26 protein-coding genes are annotated in these 26397 nt (G+C 70.7%); 7 read left to right on the plus strand and 19 right to left on the minus strand.

The features are described from left to right. Positions 1-7 precede the first annotated feature (7 nt). The 3 genes from KZ829_RS34440 to KZ829_RS34450 are packed head-to-tail and all read right to left on the minus strand — an operon-like array spanning position 8 to position 3071. Positions 8-841 carry a carbohydrate ABC transporter permease gene (locus KZ829_RS34440; RefSeq protein WP_220148028.1) on the minus strand — a complete coding sequence of 278 codons (834 nt, stop codon included), beginning with the start codon at positions 839-841 and terminating at the stop codon, positions 8-10. Then, on the minus strand, positions 838-1764 hold the full coding sequence (locus KZ829_RS34445) for a carbohydrate ABC transporter permease (RefSeq protein WP_220148029.1): 927 nt from the start codon (positions 1762-1764) through the stop codon (positions 838-840). The genes KZ829_RS34440 and KZ829_RS34445 overlap by 4 nt, the downstream gene beginning before the upstream one ends. Next, on the minus strand, positions 1764-3071 hold the full coding sequence (locus KZ829_RS34450) for an ABC transporter substrate-binding protein (protein WP_220148030.1): 1308 nt from the start codon (positions 3069-3071) through the stop codon (positions 1764-1766). Before KZ829_RS34450 ends, KZ829_RS34445 begins: the two co-directional genes overlap by 1 nt. Positions 3072-3233: 162 nt before the next feature. Between KZ829_RS34450 and KZ829_RS34455 the strand changes: the two genes are divergently transcribed. After that, positions 3234-4253 (plus strand): LacI family DNA-binding transcriptional regulator, encoded by a 1020-nt coding sequence (locus tag KZ829_RS34455; protein ID WP_220148031.1) that lies wholly within the window; start codon positions 3234-3236, stop codon positions 4251-4253. A gap of 102 nt (positions 4254-4355) precedes the next feature. Then, on the plus strand, positions 4356-6338 hold the full coding sequence (locus KZ829_RS34460; RefSeq protein ID WP_220148032.1) for a beta-1,3-glucanase family protein: 1983 nt from the start codon (positions 4356-4358) through the stop codon (positions 6336-6338). 93 nt (positions 6339-6431) lie between these two features. On the opposite strand, the gene KZ829_RS34465 is transcribed toward KZ829_RS34460, so the two are convergent. The 6 genes from KZ829_RS34465 to KZ829_RS34490 form a co-directional block, all read right to left on the minus strand. Further along, entirely contained in the window at positions 6432-6908 is a 477-nt protein-coding gene (locus KZ829_RS34465) for a hypothetical protein (protein WP_220148033.1), read from the minus strand. 107 nt (positions 6909-7015) lie between these two features. After that, positions 7016-7582 (minus strand): DinB family protein, encoded by a 567-nt coding sequence (locus KZ829_RS34470; RefSeq protein WP_220148034.1) that lies wholly within the window; start codon positions 7580-7582, stop codon positions 7016-7018. 9 nt (positions 7583-7591) lie between these two features. Next, positions 7592-8119: an SHOCT domain-containing protein gene (locus KZ829_RS34475; RefSeq protein WP_220148035.1), complete on the minus strand. Its 528-nt coding sequence runs from the start codon at positions 8117-8119 to the stop codon at positions 7592-7594. 91 nt (positions 8120-8210) lie between these two features. Further along, entirely contained in the window at positions 8211-9074 is an 864-nt protein-coding gene (locus tag KZ829_RS34480) for a M23 family metallopeptidase (protein ID WP_220148036.1), read from the minus strand. Beyond that, on the minus strand, positions 9071-9574 hold the full coding sequence (locus KZ829_RS34485) for an ArsR/SmtB family transcription factor (protein WP_220148037.1): 504 nt from the start codon (positions 9572-9574) through the stop codon (positions 9071-9073). Before KZ829_RS34485 ends, KZ829_RS34480 begins: the two co-directional genes overlap by 4 nt. A 43-nt stretch (positions 9575-9617) precedes the next feature. Beyond that, positions 9618-11075 carry a cryptochrome/photolyase family protein gene (locus tag KZ829_RS34490; protein WP_220148038.1) on the minus strand — a complete coding sequence of 486 codons (1458 nt, stop codon included), beginning with the start codon at positions 11073-11075 and terminating at the stop codon, positions 9618-9620. Between the two features lie 106 nt (positions 11076-11181). Here KZ829_RS34490 and KZ829_RS34495 point away from each other — a divergent pair, with 106 nt between their 5' ends. After that, positions 11182-11619 (plus strand): hypothetical protein, encoded by a 438-nt coding sequence (locus tag KZ829_RS34495; RefSeq protein ID WP_220148039.1) that lies wholly within the window; start codon positions 11182-11184, stop codon positions 11617-11619. A gap of 10 nt (positions 11620-11629) precedes the next feature. Here KZ829_RS34495 and KZ829_RS34500 read toward each other — a convergent pair whose 3' ends face one another. From KZ829_RS34500 to KZ829_RS34510, 3 genes are read right to left on the minus strand one after another with little or no spacing between them, the layout of a single operon-like run. Continuing rightward, positions 11630-12922: an extracellular solute-binding protein gene (locus tag KZ829_RS34500; protein ID WP_220148040.1), complete on the minus strand. Its 1293-nt coding sequence runs from the start codon at positions 12920-12922 to the stop codon at positions 11630-11632. Continuing rightward, on the minus strand, positions 12919-15408 hold the full coding sequence (locus KZ829_RS34505; protein ID WP_220148041.1) for a caspase, EACC1-associated type: 2490 nt from the start codon (positions 15406-15408) through the stop codon (positions 12919-12921). Before KZ829_RS34505 ends, KZ829_RS34500 begins: the two co-directional genes overlap by 4 nt. 1 nt (position 15409) lies before the next feature. Continuing rightward, positions 15410-15793 carry an effector-associated constant component EACC1 gene (locus KZ829_RS34510; RefSeq protein ID WP_220148042.1) on the minus strand — a complete coding sequence of 128 codons (384 nt, stop codon included), beginning with the start codon at positions 15791-15793 and terminating at the stop codon, positions 15410-15412. 176 nt (positions 15794-15969) lie between these two features. Here KZ829_RS34510 and KZ829_RS34515 point away from each other — a divergent pair, with 176 nt between their 5' ends. Continuing rightward, positions 15970-18240 carry an Orn/Lys/Arg family decarboxylase gene (locus KZ829_RS34515; RefSeq protein WP_220148043.1) on the plus strand — a complete coding sequence of 757 codons (2271 nt, stop codon included), beginning with the start codon at positions 15970-15972 and terminating at the stop codon, positions 18238-18240. A gap of 381 nt (positions 18241-18621) precedes the next feature. Here KZ829_RS34515 and KZ829_RS34520 read toward each other — a convergent pair whose 3' ends face one another. Beyond that, positions 18622-19656: a bifunctional NAD(P)H-dependent oxidoreductase/GNAT family N-acetyltransferase gene (locus KZ829_RS34520; RefSeq protein WP_220148044.1), complete on the minus strand. Its 1035-nt coding sequence runs from the start codon at positions 19654-19656 to the stop codon at positions 18622-18624. 31 nt (positions 19657-19687) lie between these two features. Between KZ829_RS34520 and KZ829_RS34525 the strand changes: the two genes are divergently transcribed. Then, entirely contained in the window at positions 19688-20131 is a 444-nt protein-coding gene (locus KZ829_RS34525; protein ID WP_220148045.1) for a MarR family winged helix-turn-helix transcriptional regulator, read from the plus strand. Here KZ829_RS34525 and KZ829_RS34530 read toward each other — a convergent pair. Together KZ829_RS34530 and KZ829_RS34535 are read right to left on the minus strand one after the other, a co-directional pair. Then, positions 20119-20631: a pyridoxamine 5'-phosphate oxidase family protein gene (locus tag KZ829_RS34530; RefSeq protein WP_220148046.1), complete on the minus strand. Its 513-nt coding sequence runs from the start codon at positions 20629-20631 to the stop codon at positions 20119-20121. The two genes, KZ829_RS34525 and KZ829_RS34530, sit on opposite strands and share 13 nt — an antisense overlap. A 44-nt stretch (positions 20632-20675) precedes the next feature. Continuing rightward, positions 20676-21137: a hypothetical protein gene (locus tag KZ829_RS34535; RefSeq protein ID WP_220148047.1), complete on the minus strand. Its 462-nt coding sequence runs from the start codon at positions 21135-21137 to the stop codon at positions 20676-20678. Between the two features lie 998 nt (positions 21138-22135). On the opposite strand from KZ829_RS34535, the gene KZ829_RS34540 reads away from it, so the two are divergent. Continuing rightward, positions 22136-22327, plus strand: coding sequence for a helix-turn-helix transcriptional regulator (locus tag KZ829_RS34540; RefSeq protein WP_183227608.1), 192 nt, complete (start codon positions 22136-22138; stop codon positions 22325-22327). Between the two features lie 321 nt (positions 22328-22648). Here the strand turns inward: KZ829_RS34540 and KZ829_RS34545 are convergent, their stop codons facing one another. Genes KZ829_RS34545 through KZ829_RS34560 form a run of 4 tightly spaced genes read right to left on the minus strand, consistent with a single transcriptional unit; the run spans position 22649 to position 25080 of the window. Continuing rightward, entirely contained in the window at positions 22649-23341 is a 693-nt protein-coding gene (locus tag KZ829_RS34545) for a response regulator (RefSeq protein WP_308285779.1), read from the minus strand. Further along, positions 23338-24522 (minus strand): sensor histidine kinase, encoded by a 1185-nt coding sequence (locus tag KZ829_RS34550; RefSeq protein WP_220148048.1) that lies wholly within the window; start codon positions 24520-24522, stop codon positions 23338-23340. The genes KZ829_RS34545 and KZ829_RS34550 overlap by 4 nt, the downstream gene beginning before the upstream one ends. A gap of 59 nt (positions 24523-24581) precedes the next feature. Then, positions 24582-24806, minus strand: a complete 225-nt coding sequence (locus KZ829_RS34555; protein ID WP_220148049.1) for a hypothetical protein — start codon at positions 24804-24806, stop codon at positions 24582-24584. A gap of 10 nt (positions 24807-24816) precedes the next feature. Then, complete coding sequence (locus KZ829_RS34560) at positions 24817-25080, minus strand: hypothetical protein (RefSeq protein ID WP_220148050.1); 264 nt, start codon at positions 25078-25080, stop codon at positions 24817-24819. Positions 25081-25188: 108 nt separating this feature from the next. Between KZ829_RS34560 and KZ829_RS34565 the strand changes: the two genes are divergently transcribed. Next, positions 25189-26373, plus strand: a complete 1185-nt coding sequence (locus KZ829_RS34565) for a threonine synthase (protein ID WP_220148051.1) — start codon at positions 25189-25191, stop codon at positions 26371-26373. The last annotated feature ends 24 nt before the right edge of the window (positions 26374-26397 follow it).

A 26397-nucleotide genomic window follows, 5' to 3' on the forward strand; every position in this document is an offset into this window, starting at 1 on the left:
ATCGACGTCAGCCCTTGACCGAGCCGGCGACCATCCCGGAGACGATCTGGCGCTGGAAGATCATGAACATGATCAGCGGCGGCACCGTGACCAGCAGGATGTCCATGAACAGCAGGTTGTAGGCGTTGGTGTACTGGCCCTGGAAGTTGAAGAGGGTGAGCTGCACGGTGGCGTTCTCGTCACCGGGCAGGAAGTAGAGCGGGCTCGCGAAGTCGTTCCAGATGAACACCGACTGCACCACCACGATCGTCACGATGATCGGGCGCAGCAGCGGGAACACGACGCGGAAGAACAGGCCGACCGGTCCGGCACCGTCGATGGTGGCGGCCTCGTCCAGCTCCCGGGGAACGCTCGCGATGAACGCCTGGAACAGCAGCACGCAGAACGCCATGGCGTACGCGATCTCGACGAGGATCAGCCCCGGCATGGTCTTGAACAGGCCGGTCTGTTGCAGCACCCAGATGGTCGGCACCACGGCCGGCGGGATGACCAGCCCGGAGAGGACCACCAGGTTCAGCCCGCTGGTCCACCGTCCCTTCCGTCGTTGCAGGACGAACGCCGCCATCGCCGCCAGGATCACCACCACCGCGACGCTGGCCACGGTCAGGATCGTGCTGTTGACGAATGCGATGATCAGCAGGTAATCGCGGGCCTCGACGACCGCCTGGAGGTTCTGGACGAACGCCCACTCGGTCGGCCAGGAGAACCGCAGGAGAGCGGATTCCGTCTGGCTCTTCGCTGCGGTCAGCACGATGAAGGCGAACGGAACCAGGAAGACGACGGCGAACAGTACGATCGCCAGCGCGCTGAGCCAGTAGTTGGGCCGGGTCCGTGTGTTCATCGCGCGTCCTCGGAGCGGTTGAAGAACCAGAACAGCGGCAGCACGATCGCGATGACCAGCAGGAACAGCACGACGTTCCCGGCCGTGGACAGCCCGTAGAAGCCGGCCTGGTACTGCTTGTAGACGACCGACGCCATCACGTCGGAGGTGAAGCCCGGCCCACCCTTGGTCATCGCCCAGATCAGGTCGAACTTCCGCATCCCGCCGATCAGCGACAGGATGATCACCGAGACGGTGGCCGGCCTGGCCAGCGGGAGCGTGACGTGCCGGAACCGGTGCCACGGCCCGGCTCCGTCCACCTTGGCCGCCTCGAAGTACTCACCGGGAATCGACAGGATGCCGGCCATGTAGATGACGGTGGCCAGCCCGACACCCTGCCAGACGTCGACCAGCGCGACCGAGAACAGCGCCCAGTCCGGGTCCACCAGCCAGGCCGGCCCGGTGATCCCGATCAGGTCGAGCGCCTGGTTGATGACGCCCTTGGTGGGGTGCATGAGCACCTGGAAGGTCAGGCCCACGCCGATCGTGCTGACCAGCACCGGGAAGAACGCCACCGACCGCATGAAGCCGCGCCCGAGGATCGGGCCGGTCAGCAGCACCGCGAGGGCCATGCCGAGCACCACCTTGAGCCCGGAGGTGACCGCGGCGTACACGATGGTGTGCCACAGCCCGGATGCCAGCGCCGGCTCCCGGAAGAACTGCACGTAGTTGTCGAGGCCGATGAACTCCTGGTCGAACAGGGTCCAGCGGGTGAGGCTGAAGTAGAACGCCATCACCGACGGCACCAGGAAGAAGATCGTGAAGATCAGGCCGCCGGGGACCAGGAACCAGTACGGGTAGGGGCTCTTCGGTACTTTCGGGCGCCCGCCTCCCGGCTGATGGTCCAGCCGGGAAGCGGTTTCCGCCGGGGCGAAGGTGGTCATCACCAGCCCTTGATGCCGAGCTGCTGCGCCTGCTTCTTGACGTCCTCGTCGTAGAGCTTCGCGCCGTCGGTGGCGCCCCGGATGCCGGATCCGACCTCGACGGTGATCTGCTCCAGGGCCGGCCCCTTGATCGGCGAGAGGAACTCCAGCGCCGGGCTGGCGGCGCCGGCGTCCACGTACGCGCTCAGGTCCTTGACCGCCGTGGCGACCGTGTCGGGCAGTTTGCAGGTCTTGACCGCGAACGGCCCGCCGACCGGCGCGGCGCTCGCATTGGCCGCGCAGCCCTCGGGCGAGGCGATGAACGCCTGGAACCGCTTCGCGGCGGTGAGCTCGCCGCCTTCGGTGCTCTTCGGGATGTAGATGCCGGACGGCTCCCACAGGGTGACGCCGTTCTTGGACGCGTCGTCACCGGGCAGTGCGAAGAAGCCGACGTCGTTCACATTGTCCGGGGCGGCCGTGTCCAGCGCCGGCACCCCGAACGTGATCATCGGGTAGTGCCCGGCCTTGCCGACGGCGACCGCGTTCAGCCCCTCGTTGTACTTGGCGGAGGCGTAGTCGTCGTTCCAGTACCCGGCCTTCTTCAGCTCCTCCAGGTGCTGGAACCCGGCCAGCGCCCGCGGCGTGGTGGCGAACTTGGCCTGGTTGTTCGTGTACTTCTCGGCGAAGTCCGGCTGTGCCGCGGACACGTTGTGGAAGTCGGCGAGAACCAGGATCTGCGAGGTCCAGGTCTCGCTGTAGGTCTGCTCGACCGGCGCCACCCCGGCCGCCTTGATCTTCGCGTTGTTGGCCATGAACTCGGCCCAGGTCTTGGGCACCTGGAGGCCGAGCTTCGTGTAGAGCGGCTTGTTGTAGAAGATGCCGCCGCCGACGATGGCGCCCCACGGTGAGCCGTAGACGTCGGTGCCGGCGCTGACCACCTGCTTGAAGGTGGGGTCGAGGTCGCCGACCCAGGCCTCGCCGGTGACCGGCGTCAGGCTCGTCTGGGGCGCGATGGCCTGCAACAGCGAGCCCGAGTTGTATTCGAAGACGTCGGCCATGTCGCCGGTGGCGAGCCGGGTCTTGACGAGGTTGTCGCCCTCGCTGCCCTGCGGGCGGGTGTCCAGCTTGACGTCCACGTCGGTGTTCTTGGCCTCGAACGCGGCGATGACCGCCTCGGCCACCTTGACGTTGGACGGGTCGTTGTTGGTGAGGAAGGTGATCTCGGCCTTGCCGCCGCCCTCGTCGTCGCTGGATCCCAGCGAGCCCGCGCTGCACGCGGACAGGGCGAGCGACAACGTTCCGGCCGCCAGCGCCGTAACGAGTCGCATATGAACCTCCGGTTTCCGGAATGTTTGTAGATCGGTCTTCAAGTGGTGACAGCCGTCACGGTAGACCGATCTACGCCGGCCACACAAGGGTCGATCCGAAACGTTTCAAAAATCCGGGACACGGCTGCTCCCGGTCTTGGAGACCGGTTTACAGTGAGGGACATGTCGATCAGGAAGGGCCGCTCGGTCACGATCAGCGACGTGGCCGAGGCCGCCGGCGTCTCGCGGGCCGCCGTGTCGAAGGTGCTGCGCAACGCGTACGGGGTGAGCCCCGGCATGCGCCAGCGCGTCGAGAGCACCATCGAGCAGCTCGGTTACCGGCCCAGCGTCGCCGCCCGGGCCCTGCGCGGTTCCAGTTACCGGCTCGGCCTGGAGATCCCGTACACCGGCGCCCGGTTCATGACCCAGATCGTCGAGGGCGCCAAGCGGGCAGTGGCCGGCACGCCGTACCAGATCATCCTGGCCCCGGCCGACGGCCCGGAGTACGACACTCTCGAATCGCTGGCCGACGGCCTCGTCGACGGCATCATCGCCATCTCACCCCTGGTCGATCAGGGGTGGCTGGAGGATCTCGCCCGCCGTGTGCCGGTGGTCATGCTCGGCCGCCACGACACGCCGGCCGGCTACGACACCGTCACCGGCGACGACCACGCCGGCGCCCGGGCCGTCATGGAGCACCTGCTGAGCCTCGGCCACCGCCGCATCGCCCACCTGACCGAGCCGGAGAACGTGACCGCCCCCGGATCCGGAACCCCGCACTCGGTCCGCCTGGAGGTCTACCGCGCCTGCATGGCCGAGGCCGGTCTGGCCGACCAGATCCGGGTGGCCCGGCGGGACGTCAGCGGAGGCGACGCCGTCGCGGCCGCGGCCGCACTGCTCGCCCTGCCCGAGCCGCCGACCGCGATCTTCGCGGGCCACGACGACATGGCCGTCGACGCCCTGGCCGCCGTGGCCCGCGCCGTGGCGGTCGCCGGGCGCGACAAGACCGTGGCGGTGGCCGGCTACGACAACACCGACCTGGCCGCCCATCCGCTGATCGACCTCACCTCGGTCGATCAGCAGGGCGTGGAGATGGGCGCCCAGGCCGCGACGATGCTGCTGGAGCGGCTCCAGGGCCGGAGTGAACCGCGCCATTACGTGGCCGCCACGCAGCTGCGGATCCGAAGTTCAACAGCCCTGTAACATTCGCTATTGACACTTGTAACTTTGTTAAGCATTCTCTGAGAGCGCTCTCTGAGCTGCGGACGCCCCGGCGTACGTCCCCGCACCCCCCAGGAGTCCTCGATGTCCCCACGTACCAAGATCCTGAGCGCGCTCGCGGCGCTCCTCACGGCGATACCCATCGGCGCGACGGCGGCCGCCCCGGCGGCGCAGGCGGTCGGCCCGGCCCTGCTGCCGTTCACCGTCACCAACAGCAGCGGCCGCGGCGACGCCACCTACCTCTACATGATCGGCGTCAACCTCAACACCGGACGGCTCGGCTACGTCAACGCGGGCGGCACGTTCAACAACTGGCCGGCCGGCTCGCTCCCGCCGTCGGCCGCGCCCGACGTCGCCATCGGCGGCCCCGGCAACGGCGGCAGCACCACCATCCAGCTGCCGCGCAACTTCTCCGGCCGGCTCTACATGTCGCTCGGCCAGAAGCTGAAGTTCTTCCTCACCCCGGACGGCCTGGTCCAGCCCGCGCCGTGGGCATCCGGCGACCCCAACCACGACATCCTCTTCGACTGGAGCGAGTTCACCTACAACGACTCCGGGCTGTGGCTCAACAGCTCGCAGGTGGACATGTTCGCCGTGCCGCACTCGGTCACCGTCTCCGGCACCGACGGCACGAGGACGACCGGCGCCGTGGTCGCCAACGGCCGGCAGAACATCATCGACCAGATCAGGGCGCAGTCCGGCTGGGCCAACACCGTGGTCACCCGCTCCGACGGCACCGTGCTGCGCGTGCTCGCACCCGGCAAGGCCGCCGACGCCGGACTGTTCAGCAGCACCTACCTCGACTCGTACATCAACTCCGCCTGGAACGCCTACACCGGGAAAACGCTTACCGTCGTACCGTTCGGCGACCAGCCCAACACCCGGTACTTCGGCCGCACCTCCGGCAACACCATGGTGTTCACCAACAGCTCCGGCGCACAGGTCGCGTCGTTCAACAAGCCGACCAGCGCCCACGTCTGGGGCTGCGACGGCAACCTCCACGCCCCCAACGACCTGGTCGTCGGCCCGATCGCCCGCACCCTCTGCGCGGCGCTCAACCGCGGCACGCTCGGCACGATCGACACCCAGCCCGGGGGTACGGCGTCCGACTTCTACAAGAGCAACCCCGCCAACCAGTACGCGCGGATCATCCACGCGAACATGGCCGACGGTAAGGCGTACGCCTTCGCCTTCGACGACGTGCAGGCCCAGGAGTCGCTGGTCTACTCCAGCAACCCCAGCTCCGCCGGGATCACGCTCTCCCCGTTCACCGGCGGTGGCGGTGGCGGCGGCTCGGCCACCGGGTACGCGGTTACCGGCCCCGGCGGCAAGTGCGTGGACGTCGCCGGCGACGACACCGGCGGCAACGGCACCGCCGTCCAGCTGTGGGACTGCCAGTCGGGCGCCAAGGACCAGCACTGGACCCTCAGGAACGGCACCCTGCAGACCTTGGGCCGCTGCCTCGACGTCGTCGGCAACGCCACCGCCGGCGGCAGCAAACTCCAGCTCTGGGACTGCAACGGCGTCGGCGGCCAGCAGTGGGTGACCCAGGCCAACGGCACCATCCGCAACCCGCAGTCCGGCCGGTGCATCGACTCGCCCAACGCCAGCACCGCCAACGGCGCCCGCCTCCAGCTCTGGGACTGCAACACCTCCGCGGCGCAGAGGTTCGCCTACAACAACGGCGCCACCAACCTCGCCGCCCCCGGCGCCAAATGCGTCGACGTGGCCGGCAACGACACCGGTGGCGACGGCGCCGCCGTCCAGCTCTGGGACTGCCAGCTCACCGCCCGCGACCAGCACTGGTCCTGGACCGGCCAGTCGCTGACCACCCTCGGCATGTGCCTCGACATCGCCGGCGGCGGAACGGCCAACGGCGCCCAGCTCCAGCTGCACGACTGCACCGGCAACCCGGCCCAGACCTGGGTCCTGAACAGCAACGGCAGCATGAGCAACCCGCAGTCCGGCCGCTGCGTCGACTCGCCCAACGGCAGCACCGCCAACGGCGCCCGCCTGCAGATCTGGGACTGCAACGGCTCCGCCGCCCAGAAGTTCACCAAGGCCTGACCCACCCGGCGCCTCGCCGTGGATCCCGTTCTCCGGACCCACGGCGAGGCAATTCCTTTCGGGTACGCGTGACCCCGTTCGGTCAGGGGATGATCACTGCTGGGCGGCCGGCCAGTGGATCTCGAACCACAGGCGCTCGCTCTTCGCGTTGCTGTTGGCCAGGCCCTGGACGTAGCCGACGTCGTAGCCGTGGTAGTCCGTGGTGTTGAGGATCGACCGCACCCGCAGGGTGGTGGTGTGCGACTCGCCGGCCTCCAGGCGGGTGCCCTCGCACAGCCACTGGGAGAGGTTCCAGTCGTACAGCACGCACTGCTGCCCCGGCGCCAGCCGCGCCGTCTGCGGCATGTGCACCAGGAAGCGGCCCTCGTCCTGGAACTCGGTGCCGTTGTGGACGGTGACCTTCAGCTTGCCGGTCTGCTTCACCTCGCCGGCCAGCTGGACGTTCTCGGCCACCGCGGTGATCGGGCCGTCGTCAGCGGTGGCCGCCGAGGCGGCCATCGAGCCGGACATGGTGGCCGCGACAGCCGCGACCACGACGGGCACCGCTGCGAAGGCCAGACGCTTGTACATCTACTTCCCCGTTTCCTCGGCGGCCGTGTGCCGCTTCGTCATCAGGTGCGATGCGCCTCCGAACGGGTTGGTTCGCGCCCAAAGGTAACGGTGCGGTAACGAAGAATTCAGCCAGTGGCCACGGCCCGTAGATGGAGATCCCGGAGGAGAGCGATCTCCGCGCCGTGGTGGATGGCCTCCCGGTTGATGTGCAGCACCAGCGTGGCCATCGGGTACTCCGCGAACGGGCCCTCGGCGGGGCCGCACGGCCGGGCAAGGCCGTCGCCGCCCAGCCCTCGAACGCCGTCGGCCCAGCGTGCGTAGGCCTCGTCGAGTTGACGGAGCGCCTCCGCCGCGGTCCCGGCGTACTCGAAAGAGCCGTAGTCCATGGGCGGTCCGCCGAAGTGCGACGCGTTCCGCATCCCGAACACACCCACGATGAGGTGGCCCAGCCGCCAGGCGATCGTCGTCACCGGCGCCGGAACCGGCTCCGGCATCGCGAAGTCGATCAGGTGGTCGCCCGTGCCCGCCGCCATCGGCGTCGCACTCAGGCCACGCGGGCGGACGCTCCAGCAGTCCGGGACCGGCTCCCAGAAGTACTCGGCGTCGCTGATCCCGTCCAGGCGGGGCCGCAGATGCGTACGCCAGTGCCAGTCGAGCTGATCGAGCAGTTCCCGGTTCCAGTCGAGGCTCATACCCTCACGCTACGGTCCGGAGCCGCTCCTCACCCGCCAGTCGCCGCCCGTGTGCCGTACCGCGGCTGGTAAGCGCGATCCGGCACACGGGCGGCGACGAGGCCCCGCGTGGCCCTCCCCCCGCGTGGCGGCCGCCGCGGCCGTGGTCTTGGCCAGGGCGCTCGCCTTCAGCTGCTCGTACTCGGCGGCGCTGATGGCGCCGGCGTCGAGCAGCTTCTTGGCGGACGCGATCTCGTCGGTGGGGGTGGTGGCGGCCGGCGCCGCGACCTCCCGGATGTAGGCGTTCTGCCGCTTCACCGCCTCGGCCTGGGCGGCGAGCGCCCGTTCGGTCATGCCACCGCCCCGGGCGATGAGGTAGACCAACATGCCGAGGATCGGCAGGAAGACCAGGAGCAGGGTCCATAGCGTCTTGGCGACGCCGCTGAGGTCCTTGTCCCGGAACAGGTCGCCGAAGACCCAGAAGAGGCACATGAACCAGGCGACGAAGATGAAGAACTCGAACATCGCGAGCAGGAACGATCCGTTGTCGTCGAACACGTCGGTTCCCTTCCGAGGCGGTCGTCGATCCCGGTCTGCTCGGGGATCGACCTCTCGGCCTACAGTTGACCGCTTCCGGCCTCGCCCGAACTCATCCCGGACGGAGGAGTTCGAACGGGTCGACGGCATCGAATATCTGGCCGTTCCGGGGGAAGCCGGGCAGTGCCGACGGCTTCGGGTCGCCGGTGGACCAGCGGGCGTCCCGGTCGGCCGGATCGGCGACCAGGCCGGGCCAGCACATCGGCACCCCGGCGGCGGCGGTCGGCCGGGGACCGTCCATGAGCTGGACGTGCAGGTGCGGTTCGGAGGTGTTGCCGGTGTTGCCGACCTCGGCCAACTGCTGCCCGGCCGTCACCCGGTCGCCGGTGCGGATCCGTGCGGAGCCACGGCGCAGGTGGGCGTACACCGAGAAGGTCTCGTCGTCGTGGCGGACGATGACGTGATTGCCCAGGATGGCGGAAGCGCCGGCCAGTTCCCGGGCGAAGGCCTCGACCGTCATCATCCACAGCAGCGTCGGCCAGGTGTCGCGGCTGCGGTGGTCGCGCCGGGAGGCGGTGACCCGCTCGACCGTGCCGTCGGCCATGGACAGGACCGGCGCGCCGAAGCAGGGAAACGACTCGGGCGCGCGGGTGCGGAGGCTCCAGCCGATGGATGCCGGCGCGTCGGGGGAGGGTTGCAGCAGGTCCACGGCATACATCTGTCCGTAGGCCCTGACGCCATGGCTGGGGACGGCGGTGCCCGGGCCGTTGACGGCGACCCAGCGGCCCCGGACCGGTGCGGCCAGCTCGACCGGGTCCCGTTCGGACCGTGGCGGTCGCACGAGAGCGAGCGGCAGCGGCACCGCAATGATCAGAAGATCCCACGGCTTCGGTACGGGCAGAGCCGTCATCACCAGCACGGTGAGGAGGAACAGCCGCAGCCACCAGGTCTGCCCGCGGGCGATCGCACGTTTCATCGCCGGGCTCCCAGGATCGTGGTGAGCAGGGGCACGACGCGGGCGACCGGGACCTCGTAGCGGCCGCCGCCGACCGTCTGCAGCCATCCGGCGGAGACCAGTTGCCGCAGGTGGTGGTAGACCTGGCCGCTGGTGCCCATGCCGTCGAGGCGGGTGAGGTCCTGGGCGGTGACGGCTCCGTGCAGCACGTGCCCCAGCAACCGGATCCGGGCCGGGTGGGCGAGCGCGGCCAGCGTCGTGACGTGCTGCGACCAGTCGCCGTCGAGCAGCTCGCCGGTGCGGACGGCCTCCTGCCAGCGGGCTGCGCGGCCGTCGGGCAACGTCACATGCCCGGTGATCATGACGGCGCCGGGATCGTCCACCCTGGCGAGAAGGCCCTCGAGCGCCCAGAAGACGTCCGGGTCGGGGGTGGTGGCCGCCCCGGGCTCGGACGCCGTCAGGCGCTTCTCCAGCTCGGTGACACGCCGTTCCAGCGCGTCGAGACGGTCGGTCTCACTCATCCATCGACCGTAACGTAATTACGTAGATCCGTACAGCCGCGGTTCAGGGCGCCCGGGAGCCGCGCAGCCTCTCCTGTTCCAGCAGGGCGTCGAGGTCGGTGAGGCGGTGCAGGCCCCGCAGCGGCTGGGCCATCCGGTGGTTGCCGGCCAGCTCCCGTTCGTGGCGGGCCAGGAAACTCCAGTACCCGGCCGTGTACGGGCAGGCGTCGTCGCCGGCGCGGACCTTCGGGTCGTAGCGGCAGCCACCGCAGTAGTCGCTCATCCGGTTCACGTAGGCGCCGCCCGCCGCGTACGGTTTGCTGCTCATCCGGCCGCCGTCGGCGTACTGGCTCATGCCGACCACGTTGGCCGTCATCACCCACTCGTAGCCGTCGACGAAGCACCGGTGGAACCAGTCGGACACCGCCGCGGGCCGCCAGCCGCGCTGCATCGCGTAGTTGCCGAGCACCATGAGCCGCGGGATGTGGTGCACCCAGCCGCGGTCGCGGACCCCGGCCAGCACGTCCGACAGGCACCGCGCCTCGACGGCGTCGGCGTTCAGCTCGGCGAACCACCTCGGCAGATCCTTGCGGGCCCGCAGCTCGTTGGCGGACCGGTAGCGTGGCTCGAAATACCAGTACAGGTGCCAGATGAAGTCGCGCCAGCCGAGGATCTGCCGGATGAAGCCCTCCACACCGGCCAGCGGCGCCGCCCCGGAGCGGTAGGCGCGCTCGGCGGCCTCGATCACCTCCACCGGGTCGAGCAGGCCCAGGTTGATGGCGGGGCTGAGCATGCTGTGCGCCATCCAGGGGTCGCCGGCGAGCATCGCGTCCTCGTACGGGCCGAACATCGGCAGCCGGTGCTCCACGAAGTGCCGCAGCCGGGTCAGCGCCTCCTGCCGGGTCGCCGGGAACAGGCGGGGGCCGTCGTTGCCGACGAACGCGATGCCGTCGTCGGACTGCCAGCGGTCCAGCTCCGCCCGCACCTCATGATCGATGTCGTCCTCGACGACGGCCGGTGGCGGCGGCACGTCGAGGCGGGTCACACCGCGCGGCGGCGGCTCGCGGTTGTCGGTGTCCAGATTCCACCGTCCACCGGCCGGCTCGCCACCGTCCATCAGCACGTCGTGCACCGTCCGGGCGTGCCGGTAGAAGTCCTCCAACCGCAAGTGGTCGCGGCCCTCGGCCCACGCCGTGAAGTCCTGCGGGGCGGTGACGAAACCGCGCGGCGGCAGCATCTCGACACCCGGCAGCCGCCGGACCAGGCCGCGGGCGGCACGCGAGGTCGGATGGCAGACGCTCACCGGTTCCTTGACCGCTTCGGCGTACGTCTCCGCGCGCACCAACCGCACGTCGCCGGCCCGCGCCCGGTGCCGCAGCGCCGTCAGCACCAGGTGCGCCTTCTGCCGGTGGAAGGCGCGCCGCCGGAAGACGGCCTTGGACTCGATGAGCAGGACCGGCTGGCCGGGGTCGTCGAGGAAGTGCGGACCCAGCTGGTCAGCGAACAGCCAGCGCGTCTCCATGCCGTCATTCTGACGGGGCGGCGACCGGCCGGCGGACGGTTCCGTGGCATTGCGGGCAAGCCAGGCTCCGCCCGGTCCCGGCCGGCAGCGCGGCATAATCCCGATCATGCGTGATGGGTATGAGGCGTATGGATGGGCGGCGTCCCTCAACGCGGTTCACCGCCGCGGCGACGACGCCGTCTCGTCCTGCCCCGGGCGGGTCTATCACTACACGTGCCGGATCCACCCGCCGGAGAGCGATAGCTACGAACGCTGCCTCGGCATGTCCTGGTGCACAATCTGTCGCGAGGTCGCGGACAACATCGTGTTCGTCGCCCGCGACACCGTGCTCTGGGACGCGCTCGCCGACCTGCCCGCGGACGAGCGGGAGCGACTGAGCCGCAGCCAACGTAAGCTCCGCGACCATCTGGACCGGCTCGTCCGGCATGGCCGGTGGCCGCCGGAGACCACTCCACCCGATCCGCCGGACCAGGGCCGACGGCGCGACCGCCGGCCGTCGCGCCGTCGCCGGCCACCCCGGCTGCCGCTCGCCGAGGAGTACTGACCGTCACAGATCAGCGTGGGGACAGCCGGCCCTCGGCCGCGTCCTGGAGGCGTTTCTCCAGGTCGGGTGGCACCTTGCCGTCCGCCCTGATCTCGGCGACCAGGGCGCGGACCTCCTCGCTGAACCGCGGGTAGTACGGCGTCGGCAACCGCTGCCGGCTGCTCTCCACCGCGGCGCGCACCGTCGCGGCGTACGGATGGGTGGCTTTGATCTCTGTCCGGTCGTAGGTGGCGCTGGTGGCCGCCGCGAAACCGCCCACCTGCATGAGCAGCCGCTGGGACGGCTCGGAGGCCAGGAACTCGATCAGCTCGCGGGCGTCGTCCTGATGGGCGGAACCGGCCACCACCGCCAGGTTCTGGCCACCGAGGACGGCCGGTCCGGGCAGCGGTGTCATCCCGATCCTCGAGGCCGTCACGGTGGCCTGCTGGTCGGTGGTCTCCACCAGGGTCCGGTACGCCACCGGCCAGTTGCGCATGAAGACGATCCGCTTCTCCAGGAACGCCGCGGTGGTCTCGTTCTCCTGGTAGGTGGTCGACGCCGGGTCGACCACCCGGCCGGGGCCGTTGCGGCCGTACAGGCGGGCCACCGCCTCCGACCAGATCGCCGGGTCGGCCGACACCCCCAGCGGCGTGTCCGCCACCGACCCGGTCTTCTCCGTCTCCACCGCCCACAGGGCTTCCAGCGCGTTCACCGTCAGGCCCTCGTAGTCGTCGAGCTGGCCGGCGTACGCGGCCACCGGGTTGCCGGACGGGTCCGGCAGGTTCTCGCCACGGGCGGCGATCTGCTCCCACGTGTGGGCGATGGGCTGGCCGAGCCCGTCACGGTGGGCGAACAGCACCCCGGCATCGGTGTTGAACGGCAGCGCCCACAGTCTCCCGTCGTGGTAGCAGCTCTCCCGGGGCTTCTCCAGCAGGGTGTTCAGCAGCTGCCCGGGCACCTGCTGGGACGGCCAGCCGGCGATGTACCCGAACTCGGCGAACTCCGCGACCGCCGTCACGTCGAGGTTGAGGATGTCCGCCTCGACCTCCTCCTCACCCTTGGCGAACCGGACCATGGCGTCGTGCTGGACGTCGGCGCTGCCCGCGATCAGGTGGATCCTGGCCCGCCTTTCCGGATGGGTCTCGTTCCAGAGGTCGATGAGTGCCTGCCGGGCGCCGCCCTCGCCGTCCTCGACCCCGCTGACGATCACGAGTTCGCCCGGCCCGTCACCCCACGACGCGACCAGCCGCGGAACCACGAGGCCGGTCAGCACACCGCCCGCGAACACGGCGGCGACCAGCAGCGAGAAGCGTTTCGAGTTCACCTCTGCCACAACCGTCCGATCTGTTCGGCGACCCGGACGTCGACCAGCCCGGACGGCACCCCGATGCAGTCACCGCGCTCCCTGGTCAGGGCCACCAGGGCAGGCTCCGGGCAGGCCGACACACCCACGTTCGCGATGACGACCCGCACCGAGTCGTCGTCGAGCCGGGGCAGCGGGTGCCGCGTGGTGTCCTCGCCGTCGGTCAGCACGACCAGGATGCGGTGCCGGTCGCCGGCCGCCGTGCGGCTGTCGGCGCGCAGCTCCCGTACCCCATGATCGATGGCCTGGTGAAGCGGTGTGCCGCCGGCCGGCCGATAGGCGCGCGCCCGGTCGATGGCCTTCCGGTCGTCGCCGGGGATCTCCGCGATGCCGCCCTTGATCGCCGTCGAGAAGAGGAACAGGCCGACCCGGTCGCGCGGGCCCATCGCGCCGATCGACGCGGCGATCCCGTCGAGCGCCGCGTCGAACCGGGACCGCCCGCCGCTGCGCGCCGTCATCGACCCCGAACCGTCCACCGCCACCAGCACGGTCACAGGCTTCCTGGCAGCGTCGTACGCCGACGAGGCGCGTTCCAGACTCGCGGCGCTCGTGGCGTACGCCGGTCTCGCCGACCAGTTCGCCAGGGCGCCGTTCGTGCTGATGATCCCGGAGTCCGGGCCGGCGCTGCGGGGCCGCAGGCCGTTGTCGGCGAGCACCCGGGCGCCGGCGGCCGAACGCAGCCAGGCGGTGAAGTCGCCGGCGGAACGGCGGGCCGGACTGCCCGCCCACACCGGCCGCACCATCGGGTAGTCGAGCCAGCCGGTGTCGCCCGGATAGCGGGCGTCCCACACGCCGGGGCACTCCCCGTTGTCGCGATGCAGGTTGTGCCTCACGAGCTGCCACTCCGCGACGATCAACCGGGTGTCCCGTGAGCGGCACAGCAGCCCGGTGACGTCCGGCGGCCCGATGCCCTGACCGGCGGCGACCGCGGCCGCGTCCAGCGGCCGTTGCACCCGGTCGCGCGCCACGCCGGCCTGCTGTCCCGCCGGGTACAGCGACACGTTGACCAGCCGGCCGACCGTCGTGGTGTCCGGGTCCGGCCGCACCACGCCGCTGACCAGCTCGCCCCAGGCCGAGGCGGGGCGGGCGCGGGGAGTGCTGGCGGGGGCGCCCGGTTCGGCGAGCACGACCGGGGACTCGGCCAGCGACCACTGGTCCGGGTCGCCCGGGACGGTCACCGCGGCGCCGGGGGTCGTGGCCAGAACGGCCTGCACCGCCGCCATGTCGACACCCAGGTCGGCGATCCACACGTCCGGCGGCAGGCCGATCCGGCGAAGCAGCCGCCGGTCCGCGGCGGAGGCCTCCTTCGGGGTACGCCAGGAGAGCGCGAACGCCCGCGCGGCGTCGTCCCGGGACGCGCCGGCCACGGTGACCCGCACCCGCTGGCAGTGGCCGGCGCCGCGGGTGGCGTACTCGTAGGAATCGGCGATGTCGGTGAACATCTCCACCGTGTCCAGCGGCACCAGCATCCGGACCGACTCGGGGGCGGCGCACGCCGCCAGGACCGAGGTGTCGGCCGAGGCACTCGTCGCCCCGGCGAGAACAGTGAGGCACAACGCGCCACCCGCGGCCCGGCGCCACACCGGGCTCATCCGCCGGTCAAGCCCGGCCGGGACATTTTCGATCAGGGGTACGGCGGGGAAGTGCACGCGGTTGCGGAACAGTGCCGCCTCGCCCGCCAGGTTGCCGCTGTGCTGCTGCGGACGGGGCAGGCGGCGGCGCTGCATCTCGTCGCGGACCGCCGCGTACAGCGTCTGCATGGTGAGCAGCTCGTGCGGGCCGGGCACGCCCGCGTCGATCAGTTTCAGCAGCCGCCCGGTGAACGCGGTGAACTCGTCGCCCTCCGGCGCGAGCGACGCCTTGGTGGCCGAACTCGACATCAGGACGTACAGGCCGTCGATGTCCTGCCTCTCCGCGGCCTGCTCGATCATCTTCTTGGCGGCCTGCTCGACCACCTCCTCGGGCGCCTGGTCGGCCACCGCCGCGGGCGCCTCTTCGTCGCCCATCTGCAGGTACCGCGAGGCGAGGCCGCTGTAGCAGCAGTCCAGGACGACGATCGTCGACTTGGCGTCGCTGTCCAGAAGGGCCTCGGCGAAGTCCTCGAACCGCAGGCTGTTCCACCGCCGCTGCAACTCGGAGTGCTGCAGACCCAGATGGAGTTCGCCGTTGCGGTCCAGCAGGCCGTGCCCGGCGTAGTACACGAACAACACGTCCTCGGCCAGACCGGCGGCAGCCTGCACCGGGTCGATGACGTCGTCCGATCGTTCCGGATTCAGCACTGTCACGCAGTTCCTGCCAGGGAAGCCGGACAGGACCGGGTCCCTCAGGCGCTCCTGCAGCGCGGCGACGTTTCTCTCGACCGCGGGCAGGTCGGGCAGGTCGTCGCTGTCGTAACGGGCCGCGCCGATGAGCACGGCCCGCGACCGCCGGAAATCGGGTAGCCGCATGTCACGGCGCCTCGCCCAGCTCCGCGCGAAGACGGCGCGCCACGGCCTCCGGATCCCGCAGCGCGGGACCCTCCACCTCGACCTCGCGATCGCCGACCTTCACCCGGATCCTGGTACGCCGGGTGGACGCCCGGGCGGCGGCCCACCCACCCACCGCCCCGAACAGCGCGCCGAGCAGCCCCGGATCCGCGACCGTCGCGATCAGCGCCTCGACGGCGCCGCCGGACATCTGCCCCGGCAGCGGCGGCGCCTCGACCGTGTCCACCCGCACGCCGTCGAGATCCTCATCGCCGCGCAGCCATTTACGCAGCTCGTTGTAGGAGCCGTCGCCGGTGAGAATGATCTCGACACGGGTCCCGGGGCCGGGATCAGGGCTGATTGGCATCTCGACACGGTAACTGAATAGGTCAACGTCGAACCGTTTCGAAACGCGGCTTCCTCCGCGGCCCGGCCGGCGTGATTGTCACCCGGCCCGGGGACCGGTAACCGGTTTCCGGGCCGGAGCGGGGCCGTCCTGGCTACCGTCACCGCGACGCACCCGCCGCCGAGAGGACGTTCGCCTTGCCGTTCCCGGTCACGATCGTCACGCCCGTCGACGGGCCCGCCGGGGCGAGGCGGCAGCTGGAACTGCTGGAAGCCGCGCTGATCCGTACCGGGCTGGAGCTGCGGCGCCTCGGCGACGAGGGGCGGTACACCGAGCGGCCGGGCATGCTGGCGCACGTGGCCCGGTCCAGTTCGGCCGTCCTCTACGGGCTGCATCTGACCATCGGCCGCTCCCAGGACGGGCCCGAGGAACCCGCCGACATGGCCGCCATCCGCACCGCGGCCGAGTTCGTGCACGCCATCCGGGCGCACAACGACCGGGTGCCGATCCTGCTGTTCGGTGAGCAGCTCACGGCCCGCAGGATTCCGCAGTCGGTGCTGTCGCGCATCGACGGTGTCGTCAACGCCTACGAGGACACCCCCGACTTCCTGGCCCGCAAGATCCAGCGGGAGGTGAGCCACTACCTCGGCCAGCTGGCGCCACCGTTCTTCGCGGCGCTGATGCGGTACGCCAACGACGGCGCCTACTCCTGGCACTGCCCCGGCCACTCCGGCGGCACCGGCTTCCTGAAGAGCCCGATCGGCACGCTCTTCCACGACTTCTTCGGCGAGAACCTGCTGCGCGCCGACGTCTGCAACGCGGTCGAGGAACTCGGGCAGCTGCTCGACCACACCGGCCCGATCGCCGACAGCGAGCGCCTGGCCGCCAAGACGTTCCGCGCCGACCACCTGTTCTTCGTCACCAACGGCACGTCCACCTCGAACAAGATCGTGTGGAACTCGCTGGTCGGGCCGGGCGACATCGTCGCGGTCGACCGCAACTGCCACAAGTCGGTGCTGCACGCCATCGTGCTCACCGGCGCCGTACCGATCTATCTGATGCCGACGCGGAACAGGGCCGGAGTGATCGGGCCGATTCCGCGCCGGGAATTCACCGCCGAGGCGCTGCGGGAGAAGATCGAGGCGAGCCCGCTGATCGCCGACAAGAACCGGCGGATCCGCCTGCTGGCGCTCACCCAGTCCACCTACGACGGCATCATCTACCGGGCGGACGCGATCCGGGAGATGCTCGACGGCGTCGTCGACGCGATCCATTTCGACGAGGCCTGGCTGCCGCACGCGAGCTTTCACGATCTGTACGAGGGATTGCACGGCGTCGCCAACGACCGCGCCCGCACCGAACGGACCGTGGTCTATGCGACGCAGTCCACCCACAAACTGCTCGCGGGCCTTTCCCAGGCGTCACAGATCCTCGTACAGGACAGCGCCGACGGCCGTTTCGACGAGCGGGTCTTCGCCCAGGCCTACCGGATGCACACGTCCACGAGCCCGCAGTACGCCATCATCGCCAGCTGCGACGTGTCCGCCGAGATGATGGCGGGAAAGCGCGGTCCCGCACTCGTGGAGGAGACGATCACCGAGGCGATGGAGTTCCGCCGCACCGTCATCCGGATCGGCGCGGAATCGCCGGACTGGTGGTTCGGCGTCTGGGGCCCGGACACCCCGCCCCGTACCGGACTTCCGGAACGATCCGAATGGGAACTGACGGCCGACGCCGCCTGGCACGGATTCGACCGGGTGGACGACGGATTCGCCATGCTCGACCCGATCAAGGTCACGCTCACCACGCCCGGCCTCACCGTGCACGGCGAATTCAGCCCACCGGGCGCACCGAGCATCCCCGGCGTGGTGCTGGCGCGCTATCTCGCCGAACACGGGGTGGTGGTGGAGAAGACCGGCCTGTACTCGCTGTTCGTCCTGTTCACCATCGGCATCACCAAGGGCCGCTGGAACTCGCTGATCGCGGAACTGCACCGATTCAAGAGCGCCTATGCCGGGAACGCGAAGATCGAGCGGCTGATGCCGGCATTCGCCGCCGCCTTTCCGGGATACGTGGGAAGCGGTCTCCGGGACATCTGCGAGGCCCTGCACGCCACGTATCACGACGCCGACCTGGCCGAACTGTCCACCGCGATCTACACCGAACCGGTCGACCAGGTGACCCTGCCCACCCGCGCGTGGACCGCCATGGCGGCCGGGCGGGTGGAACACGTCCCGGTGGCGGAACTCGCCGGCCGCACCACCGCGGTGCTGCTCACGCCCTACCCGCCGGGAATCCCGTTGCTGGTCCCCGGCGAGCGCATCAGCGCCACGATCGTCCGTTTCCTGCGCCACGAGCAGATTCTGGCCCGGCGATGGCCCGGCTTCACCGGCATCACCCACGGCGTCGCCGGCGACGACGAGAACCGCACCGTCGCCTGCCTGCGCGAAGAGGACACCCGGCCTTAGCGATTCATTTCCGGTACGCGTGCCGCAGTTCCGTACTTTCTGGACCGTTTCGCCGTGCCGCGCGATCTCGCTGCCCGCTCCGGCCTGTGCCGCGCCCGCCGGGCTGAGATCGGTGGCCGGGCAGGCCGGCCCGCCGCCACCCACCCACCCACCTGCCGCCGCTCCCGCCCAGCGAGCGCCCGCCCCCAGCTGGCCGTGAGCGCGTCGTCAACTGCGTCGAGACAGCCCTGACGGCCGGCCGGACGGGTTGAGCCGGACCACCGAGCTCAGCCCGGCGCGGGCGGCAAAGGCGCGACCCGGCAGCTGGATCGCCGTCTGCCCCGGGCGGAACGCGTAGCCGTACAGGAAAAGGAAAGCGGGAGCGAAGCACGGACCTCGGCGTCAGCGGAGGGGTTTGGCCAGCGTGGTGGTGCCGTCGGGGCCGGCGGGCGGCATCGTCTGGTAGCCCTCGCTGTGGTAGAGGGCGATGTTGTGCAGGCTCTTGGCCCCGGTGAAGAGCTCGGCGCGCCGGCAGCCGGGGTCGGCGGCGGCTTCCGCGGCGCGCAGCAGCCAGCGGCCGAGGCCCCGGCCGCGGAGGTCGGGGACGACGGCGAGCCGGCCGATGTGCCAGTCGGCGCCGGTGCGGCGGGCCCGCACCATGCCCAGCAGGCGGCCGTCGCGCCAGACGCCGGTGGTGTGCCAGGTCGACAGCCAGTCGCGGACGTCCTCGAGCGACTCGTGCAGGGCCGGGATCGCCAGGCTGTCGTTGGCGAGCGCCTCGTCCACCCAGCAGCATCGCTGCAGCACCGCGACCTCGGAGGCGTCGTCCGAGGTCAGCGGGCGCACGTAGGAGCCCGGGAGCGGCCCGGGCGCCGTCGCGGAGCGTTCGCGCATCGGGCGCAGCGCATGGGCCAGGCGGACCAACTCGTCCAGCAAGCCGATGCCGGCCTCGTCGCGGGCGGGGTCGGGGCGCAGGCCGTCGCCGATGCGGATCGCGACCGTCGCGCCCAGCGGGACCAGGCGCAGTGTGGTGACGACCTGCTTGGCGTGCTGCACCGAGCGGGTGCCCGCCGACGTGTGGCCGTAGCTGACGAAACCGATCGGCTTCCACGTCCATTCGCGGGTGAGGTAGTCCAGCGCGTTCTTCAAGGTCGCCGGCATGCCGTAGTTGTACTCCGGGGTGATCGCGATGATGCCGTCCGCCGCATCGACGATCGCGCTCCACCGGCGGGTGTGCTCGTGCCGGTGGCCACCCGGCTCCTCCTCGTCGAGGAACGGCAGGTTCAGGTCGTCGATGGCCACCGGCACGAGTTCGGCGCCGAGTTCGGCGGCGCGCGGGGCGATCGTCTCGGTCAGCCACCGGCTCACGGCCGGCCCGAGGGCGCCGGGGCGGGTGCTGCACGTCAGCACCAGGACACGGATCGGTTTCGTTGACATGGAAACGAAGGTTAGATGCTAGGTTGATTACATGTCAACGAAATGGTTGAGCCCGGACGAGGAGCGGGCCTGGCGGGCGTTCCTGCGGGTGGTCGTCGCCGTGCAGACCGGCACGGCCCGGGACCTGGCCTCGATCGAACTCTCCGAACCCGACTACGAGGTGCTCAGCACCCTGTCGGAGCAGCCTGATCACACCAGCACCCTGGGCCGGCAGGCCGACAAGATGGGCTGGTCACGCAGCCGCCTGTCGCGGCACGCGAGCCGGATGGAGACGCGTGGGATGCTGCGGCGCGAACCCGACCCGGCCGACGGCAGGGGCTGCCTGCTCGTGCTCACCGCGTACGGCCTGGAGACGCTCGCCGACGCCGCACCGGTCCACGTCGCCTCGGTGCGGCACCACTTCATCGACCGGCTCACCCCGGAGGACCTCCTCGCCGTCGAGCGGATCGCCCGGCGGCTGGGTCAGGCGCCCTGACGTCCGGCCCGCTGCCGTTCGGTCCGCCGCCGGAGCAGCTCCTCGACCGCACTGGGCAGGGTCGTCTCGAAGTCGATGAGCTTTACCCACGTCGGGGTGATGACGATCCGGACCATCCCGTCGTAGAGCGACCGGACCCCGCTCTCCCACTCGGCGCGCTGCCCGGCGGTCATCTCGTAGGTGCCGTTCATCCGCAGGTACTCCTCCGGGATGCCGTCCACGGTGTCGAGTTCCGCCCGGCCGCGGATGAACAGGATCTTCGGCGGGTGCACCTCGGTGTCGATCGTCAGCGCCACCCGCGGATCGCGGCGCAGCGACGGCAGCTTCGGGGCGTTCTTCGCCGTGCAGACGACGATCTGCGAGCCGTTCCAGGTGAAGCCGATCGGGATGTTGCGCGGGCTGCCGTCCTTGGCGACATACGCCATCCGGAGCAGGTCCCGCGCCAGCAGTTCGCGGCTGGCCGGGCGGTCGAGAATCGTGCTGATCTCCTGCGGTCTCATGCCCCTGGGACGGAGCGGGCCGGGCGTTCTCGACATCCGCCGGCTCAATCCCAGGAGTTGAACACCGCGCGGCCCGTGCTCTCCGGCCGCCAGGAGTGGATCTGCATCCATTCGCCCTCGCCCAGGGCTGTCGTGTCGACGTCGCTGAGCGGCGAGTCGAGCAGCTCACGGCTCATGACCACAAAACCCATGTCGGTGTACGCCGTGGCCCATACCGGTGGATCCGAGAAGGTCCCCGGGCTGTCCAGGTCGCCGGCGTCCTTTTCGGCGAAGGCGATCCACGGATGTACGGCGTGGCACAGGATCACGAACCGGCTACCCGAGGCCACGATGACCGCCGAGTGGTAGTCGCGTGGATAGGCCCGCTCACGGATCTGTTCTACGGCCCCACCGGCGCGCCGTGCGGCCTCGTGGGAGCCGCCGCGGAATCTCCGGAGCGGAATCTCCGGCAGCTCCGGCTCCTTGGCGTGCCGGAATCCGGTCGCTCCTCGCTCCAGTCGAAACACCGCGGCACCCTTTCCTGTGTGATCATCACCGTATCGTCGGCCACCATGGACATCTTCGAGGAAGCGGTCCGGCTCGACGGTGAACTACCGGTTCCCGCTGGGATAGCCTCACCGCTCATGCCGACGATCGAGAACTGGGTGCGCGACCAGGCCGCCGTGTTCCTGGCGCTGCGGGGGCGGGTCGTCGGCTCGTGGCAGGGCGTGGAGATGGCGGTTCGGGGCGGTGACGAGGGCGAGCCCGAGTACGACGGTCCCGACGTCCCGAACCTCCAGCTTCTTCTCCTGGACGCGGTGATGGTGGACGGCGCCGTCAGTGTCGGCACCTACCAGAACGACTGCTACTTCGGCATCTGGGCGGAGCCGGGCGCGCGTCGCGCGGGAGACGGCTGGGGTCGCGGCTACCGGCGCCGGGCGTTGACCGATCTGCCGACCGGGCCGGTCCAAGAGGTGTCGGTCTACCTGGACGGCGAGATTCTCGCCGAGGTGAGCCTCCGGATCGCGGACCGCGAAGTGCTTCTGGTCGCCGGTGAGTCCGAGGAGGGCTGGTCGGGTGAGCTCACCTGGCGGCGGCTCGACGAATCCGTGCTCGTCTTCACCGATCCGGCCGCGGTGGCGAAGGTGCGATGGGTGCCTGGCCGGGGCGGCTTCACGGCGTCGGGTGACGCTCGGTGTACCCGGGCCGCGGCGACCTCGCCGGTGGCGCGGGCCGGTCAGCCGGCCCGTTTTCGGAGCGTCGGCCGTCGCCACCTGTCGTCCCCACGTTGCGTGGGCTCGAACTGCTCGCCGATCCGCACTGCTTGGGGCTGCTCGCCGATCCGCCCCCGCTTGAAGTTGCTCGCGTGCCCGCGCGCCTTCCCGCCGCACTCCTCGCCAATCCGGGCCAGTCGGGGTTGTTCGCCGCCTGTGCCGCTCGGGGCCGCTCGAGGGCTTTGCCCTCGACTCACCCGTTCGAGTGACATAGGCGCTAGACAGGTTGTCGTGCGCCTAGGCTTGGCGGCGTGGACTTTCTTTTCCCGAACCTGGTCGGTCACCAGGAGGTTCGTGTTCGGCTGGGCGGGATCAGCCGGCAGCGCGTCTACCAGATCACCAACCGCGCCGATTTCCCGCGCCCGATCGCCCAGCTCGCCCAGGGCCGAGTCTGGCTGGCCGACGAGGTCGAAGCCTGGTGCCTGGCCCGGGGTCGTCCTTGAGGGCATTGCCCCGCGTCCTGGCCCGGGGTCGTCCTTGAGGGCGTTGCCCTGCGCCCAGACCCCGGGCTGTCCTTGACGGCGTTCTCCTGTGCGCCCAGGCCCCGGGCTGTCGTTGACGGCGTTCTCCTGTGCGCCCTCGCCCGGGCCGTCCCTTGAGGGCATCAACCCTGTCCGGCATGCTGTCGGCTCCGCCTTGTCAAGGTAGCGGCGTGGCTGCCTCGCATCGTCGCTGCGGCCGCGACGATCGAGGGGCGTCGGCCGCTTCGCGAACACGTCATCCAATCGCTCGGCGAGAGGTCCGTAGAGGATCTCCGCCGGGCTTCACGAGCGGGAGCCCTGGGCGGTCACCAGGCCGGACTCGTAGGCGGCGATCACCAGCTGGGCGCGGTCCCGGGCGGCCAGCTTGTGCAGCAGCCGTCCGATGTGGGTCTTCACGGTGCCCATGCCCAGGTGCAGGTGCTGCGCGATCTCCGTGTTGGAGAGGCCGCCGGCGATCAACGTGAGCACCTCGCGTTCGCGCTCGGTGATCGTGTCGAGGCCGTGCGGCGTACCAGGAAGGGGTTTGATCTGTTTGGTGAAGGCGTCGATCAGGCGGCGCGTGACCCGCGGCGCGAGCAGTGCCTCGCCGGCCGCGACCAGGCGGATGCCGCCCAGCAGTTCGGCCGCTGTGGAGTCCTTCACCAGGAAACCGCTGGCGCCGGCCTGGAGGGCGGCGTAGACGTACTCGTCGAGGTCGAACGTGGTCAGGATGAGCACCCGGACCGCGGAGGTCTCGGGCGCGGAGCAGATCTGGCGGGTCGCCTCGATGCCGTCCATCTCCGGCATGCGCACGTCCATGAGCACCACATCGGGCCGCAGCTGCCGGGCCAGCCGGACGGCCTCCACGCCGTTGCCCGCCTCGCCGACCGGGGTGAGGCCGGGTGTCGCGTCCAGCAGGGCCCGGAAACTCTCCCGCATCAGCGCATGATCGTCAGCCAGCAGAACGCTGATGTCCGGCACGGATGAGTCGGTCACACGGTCTCCTCGACTGCGGTGTACGGAACGACGGCGACCACCCGGAACCCGCCTTCTTGCCGGGTGTCCGTGGACAGGCTGCCGCCATACATGCTCACACGCTCGCGCATGCCGATCAGGCCCTGACCGCCGCGCCGCCGCCGTGGCGCCTGGCGGCCCCGCCCGTCGTCGGTGACCTCGATGCGCACCTCGTAGCCGGCGGCCCGGACCGCCACCCGGCAACGGCTCGCCTCCGCGTGTTTGATCACGTTGGTGAGTGACTCCTGGACGATGCGATAGACGGTCAGGCCCACCGCGGTCGGCAGCTCGCCGGTGCCGCTGACCTCGAGGTCGATGAGCAGCCCGGTGGACCGCAGCCGCTCGACGAGATCGGTCAGGTCGGCGGCGCCCGGCGCCGGGGCCAGCTCGGCGGCACCGCCGTCGGCGTCGTCGTCGGCGCGGAGCACGTCGAGCAGCCGGCGGATCTCGGTGAGCGCCGACCGGCTGGTCCTCTCGATGGTCAGCAGCGCCGCCCGGGTCTCGGCCGGCCGCTCCTCGGCGATGTGGTTGGCGACGGTCGCCTTCACCGCGATCAGGCTCAGGCTGTGCCCGACGATGTCGTGCAGCTCGCGGGCGATCCGCAGCCGCTCGTCGGCGACCGCGTCCCGGGCCAGGCGGCGGGCGGCGTCGGCCTGGAGGGCGCGCCGCCACCGGACGAGCCGGCCGATCGCCCAGGCGGAGACCAGGGCGACCACGGTGACGCCCAGCTCCACCTGCCACCACAGTGGCACCTCGCTCCCCGGCGCGTCGGTGGAGCCGACACCGGTCCGCAGATAGAGCCACGGGATGGTGACGGCCGGCGCGGCCAGGGCGACGGCCAGCGCGAGCGCCACCGTGATCCGGCCGGTCGCGGTGGCCGCGGTGTAGAGCGCGAGCGTGACCGGGAACCAGGTCACGACGATCACGCCGAGGCCGACCACGCCGGTGGCGGTGGCGATCGTGGCGGCCGTGACCACGACGGTCAGCACCGGCAGGGGCCATCTGCGGCGGACAACGAGCGGTAGCGCGATCGCGGCCGCCGCCAGCCATGCCACCGCGGCCGCGCCGGTCCACGCCGGACCGGGCGGGTCCAGGGTCGAGGAGCCGATCAGGTAGATCAGCACTGCGGCGACCGCCGCGTCTCCTCCATAGGCCCGTGTCACACGACCAGGCTATCCGGGCGGGCCGGAACGCGCGTCAGACCTGGGTCTGACCTCGGTGTTCAGACCCAGGGTTGACGCCCGGGACTCTCCGGCGCCGACACCATGGGATGCGTCAACGACACGAGGAGCGCAGTAATGACTTTCCACTCGATCGCCGCGGCCGACCTGGGCACGACCCTCGGCGGCATCGCCTTCTGGACCGTCCTGCTCGCCGGCGGGGTGGCGCTTTTCGTCGCCACGATCGTCAGCATCATCCGGGCGGGGCTGAGCAGACGATCGCTCACCCGGTGGATCCTACTGGTCAGCCTGGCGCCCGGCCTCGGCGTCCTCCTGTGGTTCACGACCGGCCGGTTCCGGCTTTCGCCGGGCTGATCTCCAGATCAGGTAGGCGCCGCAGAGCATCAGCATGACGACGGCGACGGTGGTCCAGGCCCAGCGGACGAAGGGCTCGTCCGCGAGGAAGGCGCGGACACCGGCCAGGGCGGCGAGCGCCAGCGGGCCCAGGCCGAACCAGTCGGAGTGCTCGGAGACAGTCAGGTCCTTCAACGACTGTCTCATCCGGCCAGTATGTCCCAGCCCGCCTGATGACGGAGTCCCGCGGGGCGCCCACGGGCTTTGCGAACGCCGTCACCGCCGTCTGTCGCCCGACGCATAGCCTTGCTGACCATGGCAACCGTCGAATCGCTCGCGACCGGACAGCGCTCGCTCGGGGACACCCGCATCGGATATCCGCTCTGGCCGCCACTGACCAGCGGGTGCCCCGAGACGAGCAGCACCGAGATCGCCTATCCGGTCGACGTCGATTACGACTACGACCGGATGCCGGCCGGCCGGCTCACCGCCGACCGCTTTCCGGCGCTCCTGCCACCGCTCGCGGCCGAAGGGCTCGGCGAGGGCGGGACGCCGCTCGTCGAACTGGAAGCGGGCGTCTACATCAAGGACGAGTCTCGCAATCCGACGTGGAGCCACAAGGACCGGCTCAACCGCTGCACGGTCAGCGCGGCCGTCGGTGTCGGCGCGCCCGGCGTCGTGGTCGCCTCCTCCGGTAACCACGGGGCTTCGGCGGCCGCCTACGCGGCCCGCAACGGCCTGCCCTGCGTGGTGATCACCGGCCCCGCTCCGGCGCCGCAGGTGACGGCCTTCCTGCGGGCCTACGGTGCGGTGGTGCTGCCCGTGCCGTGGGAGCGGCGGTGGCCGGTGATGCGGCGGATCGCCGAGCGGGGCGGCCTGCACCCGGTGAGCAGCACCACCGTCACCCACACCGGGCACCCCTTCGGGCCCGAGGGCTACAAGACCATCGCCTACGAGATCCATCTGGAGATCGGCACGCCCACCGCTGTCTTCCTTCCCACCGGGTACGGCGAATTGCTCTACGGCGTGTGGAAGGGCTTCACCGAACTCGAACGACTCGGGCTCGCCGACCGGGTGCCACGCATGATCGCCTGCGAACCCGCCGCCGCGGCGCCGCTCGTGGAGGCCCTCCGCCGCGGGGTGCCGGCAGCCCGGGTCGACGTCGGGCCCACTGCGGCCTACTCGATCGTGTCGCAGGTCAGCGGCTATCGCGGGGTGCTCGCCGTGCGCTCCAGCGGTGGGCTCGCCGTCGCCGTGGACGACGAGCAGTTGCGAACCGCCCAGGCCGAACTCGCCCGCTCGGGACTCTGGGTGGAGTTGTCCGGTGCGGCCGGCCTGGCCGGGCTGCGCGGCATGGCACCACTCGACGGGCCGGTCGTCTGTGTCTCCACCTCCAGCGGCTTCAAGGACCCGATCGGATCCCCGGCCCCGCTCCCGGCGGCGAGCGGCGAATGGTCTGACGTGAGCCGAATGCTGAAGGCGGCCGGCATCGAGGCCTGAGCTGGCCAGGACGATCCCTGATGA

It is taken from the genome of Actinoplanes hulinensis, from assembly GCF_019429605.1.
Classification (GTDB): Bacteria; Actinomycetota; Actinomycetes; order Mycobacteriales; family Micromonosporaceae; genus Actinoplanes; species Actinoplanes campanulatus.

Coding starts and splice junctions, on each gene's coding strand:
- KZ829_RS34450 (WP_220148030.1), bottom strand. CDS start 3,071: ATGCGACTCGTTACGGCGCTGGCGGCCGGAACGTTGTCGCTCGCCCTG.
- KZ829_RS34470 (WP_220148034.1), bottom strand. CDS start 7,582: ATGAGCCTCGACTGGAACCGGGAACTGCTCGATCAGCTCGACTGGCAC.
- KZ829_RS34495 (WP_220148039.1), top strand. CDS start 11,182: ATGCGTGATGGGTATGAGGCGTATGGATGGGCGGCGTCCCTCAACGCG.
- KZ829_RS34505 (WP_220148041.1), bottom strand. CDS start 15,408: ATGCGGCTACCCGATTTCCGGCGGTCGCGGGCCGTGCTCATCGGCGCG.
- KZ829_RS34510 (WP_220148042.1), bottom strand. CDS start 15,793: ATGCCAATCAGCCCTGATCCCGGCCCCGGGACCCGTGTCGAGATCATT.
- KZ829_RS34465 (WP_220148033.1), bottom strand. CDS start 6,908: ATGTACAAGCGTCTGGCCTTCGCAGCGGTGCCCGTCGTGGTCGCGGCT.
- KZ829_RS34565 (WP_220148051.1), top strand. CDS start 25,189: ATGGCAACCGTCGAATCGCTCGCGACCGGACAGCGCTCGCTCGGGGAC.
- KZ829_RS34440 (WP_220148028.1), bottom strand. CDS start 841: ATGAACACACGGACCCGGCCCAACTACTGGCTCAGCGCGCTGGCGATC.
- KZ829_RS34455 (WP_220148031.1), top strand. CDS start 3,234: ATGTCGATCAGGAAGGGCCGCTCGGTCACGATCAGCGACGTGGCCGAG.
- KZ829_RS34525 (WP_220148045.1), top strand. CDS start 19,688: ATGTCAACGAAATGGTTGAGCCCGGACGAGGAGCGGGCCTGGCGGGCG.
- KZ829_RS34490 (WP_220148038.1), bottom strand. CDS start 11,075: ATGGAGACGCGCTGGCTGTTCGCTGACCAGCTGGGTCCGCACTTCCTC.
- KZ829_RS34530 (WP_220148046.1), bottom strand. CDS start 20,631: ATGAGACCGCAGGAGATCAGCACGATTCTCGACCGCCCGGCCAGCCGC.
- KZ829_RS34445 (WP_220148029.1), bottom strand. CDS start 1,764: ATGACCACCTTCGCCCCGGCGGAAACCGCTTCCCGGCTGGACCATCAG.
- KZ829_RS34480 (WP_220148036.1), bottom strand. CDS start 9,074: ATGAAACGTGCGATCGCCCGCGGGCAGACCTGGTGGCTGCGGCTGTTC.
- KZ829_RS34460 (WP_220148032.1), top strand. CDS start 4,356: ATGTCCCCACGTACCAAGATCCTGAGCGCGCTCGCGGCGCTCCTCACG.
- KZ829_RS34560 (WP_220148050.1), bottom strand. CDS start 25,080: ATGAGACAGTCGTTGAAGGACCTGACTGTCTCCGAGCACTCCGACTGG.
- KZ829_RS34520 (WP_220148044.1), bottom strand. CDS start 19,656: ATGTCAACGAAACCGATCCGTGTCCTGGTGCTGACGTGCAGCACCCGC.
- KZ829_RS34485 (WP_220148037.1), bottom strand. CDS start 9,574: ATGAGTGAGACCGACCGTCTCGACGCGCTGGAACGGCGTGTCACCGAG.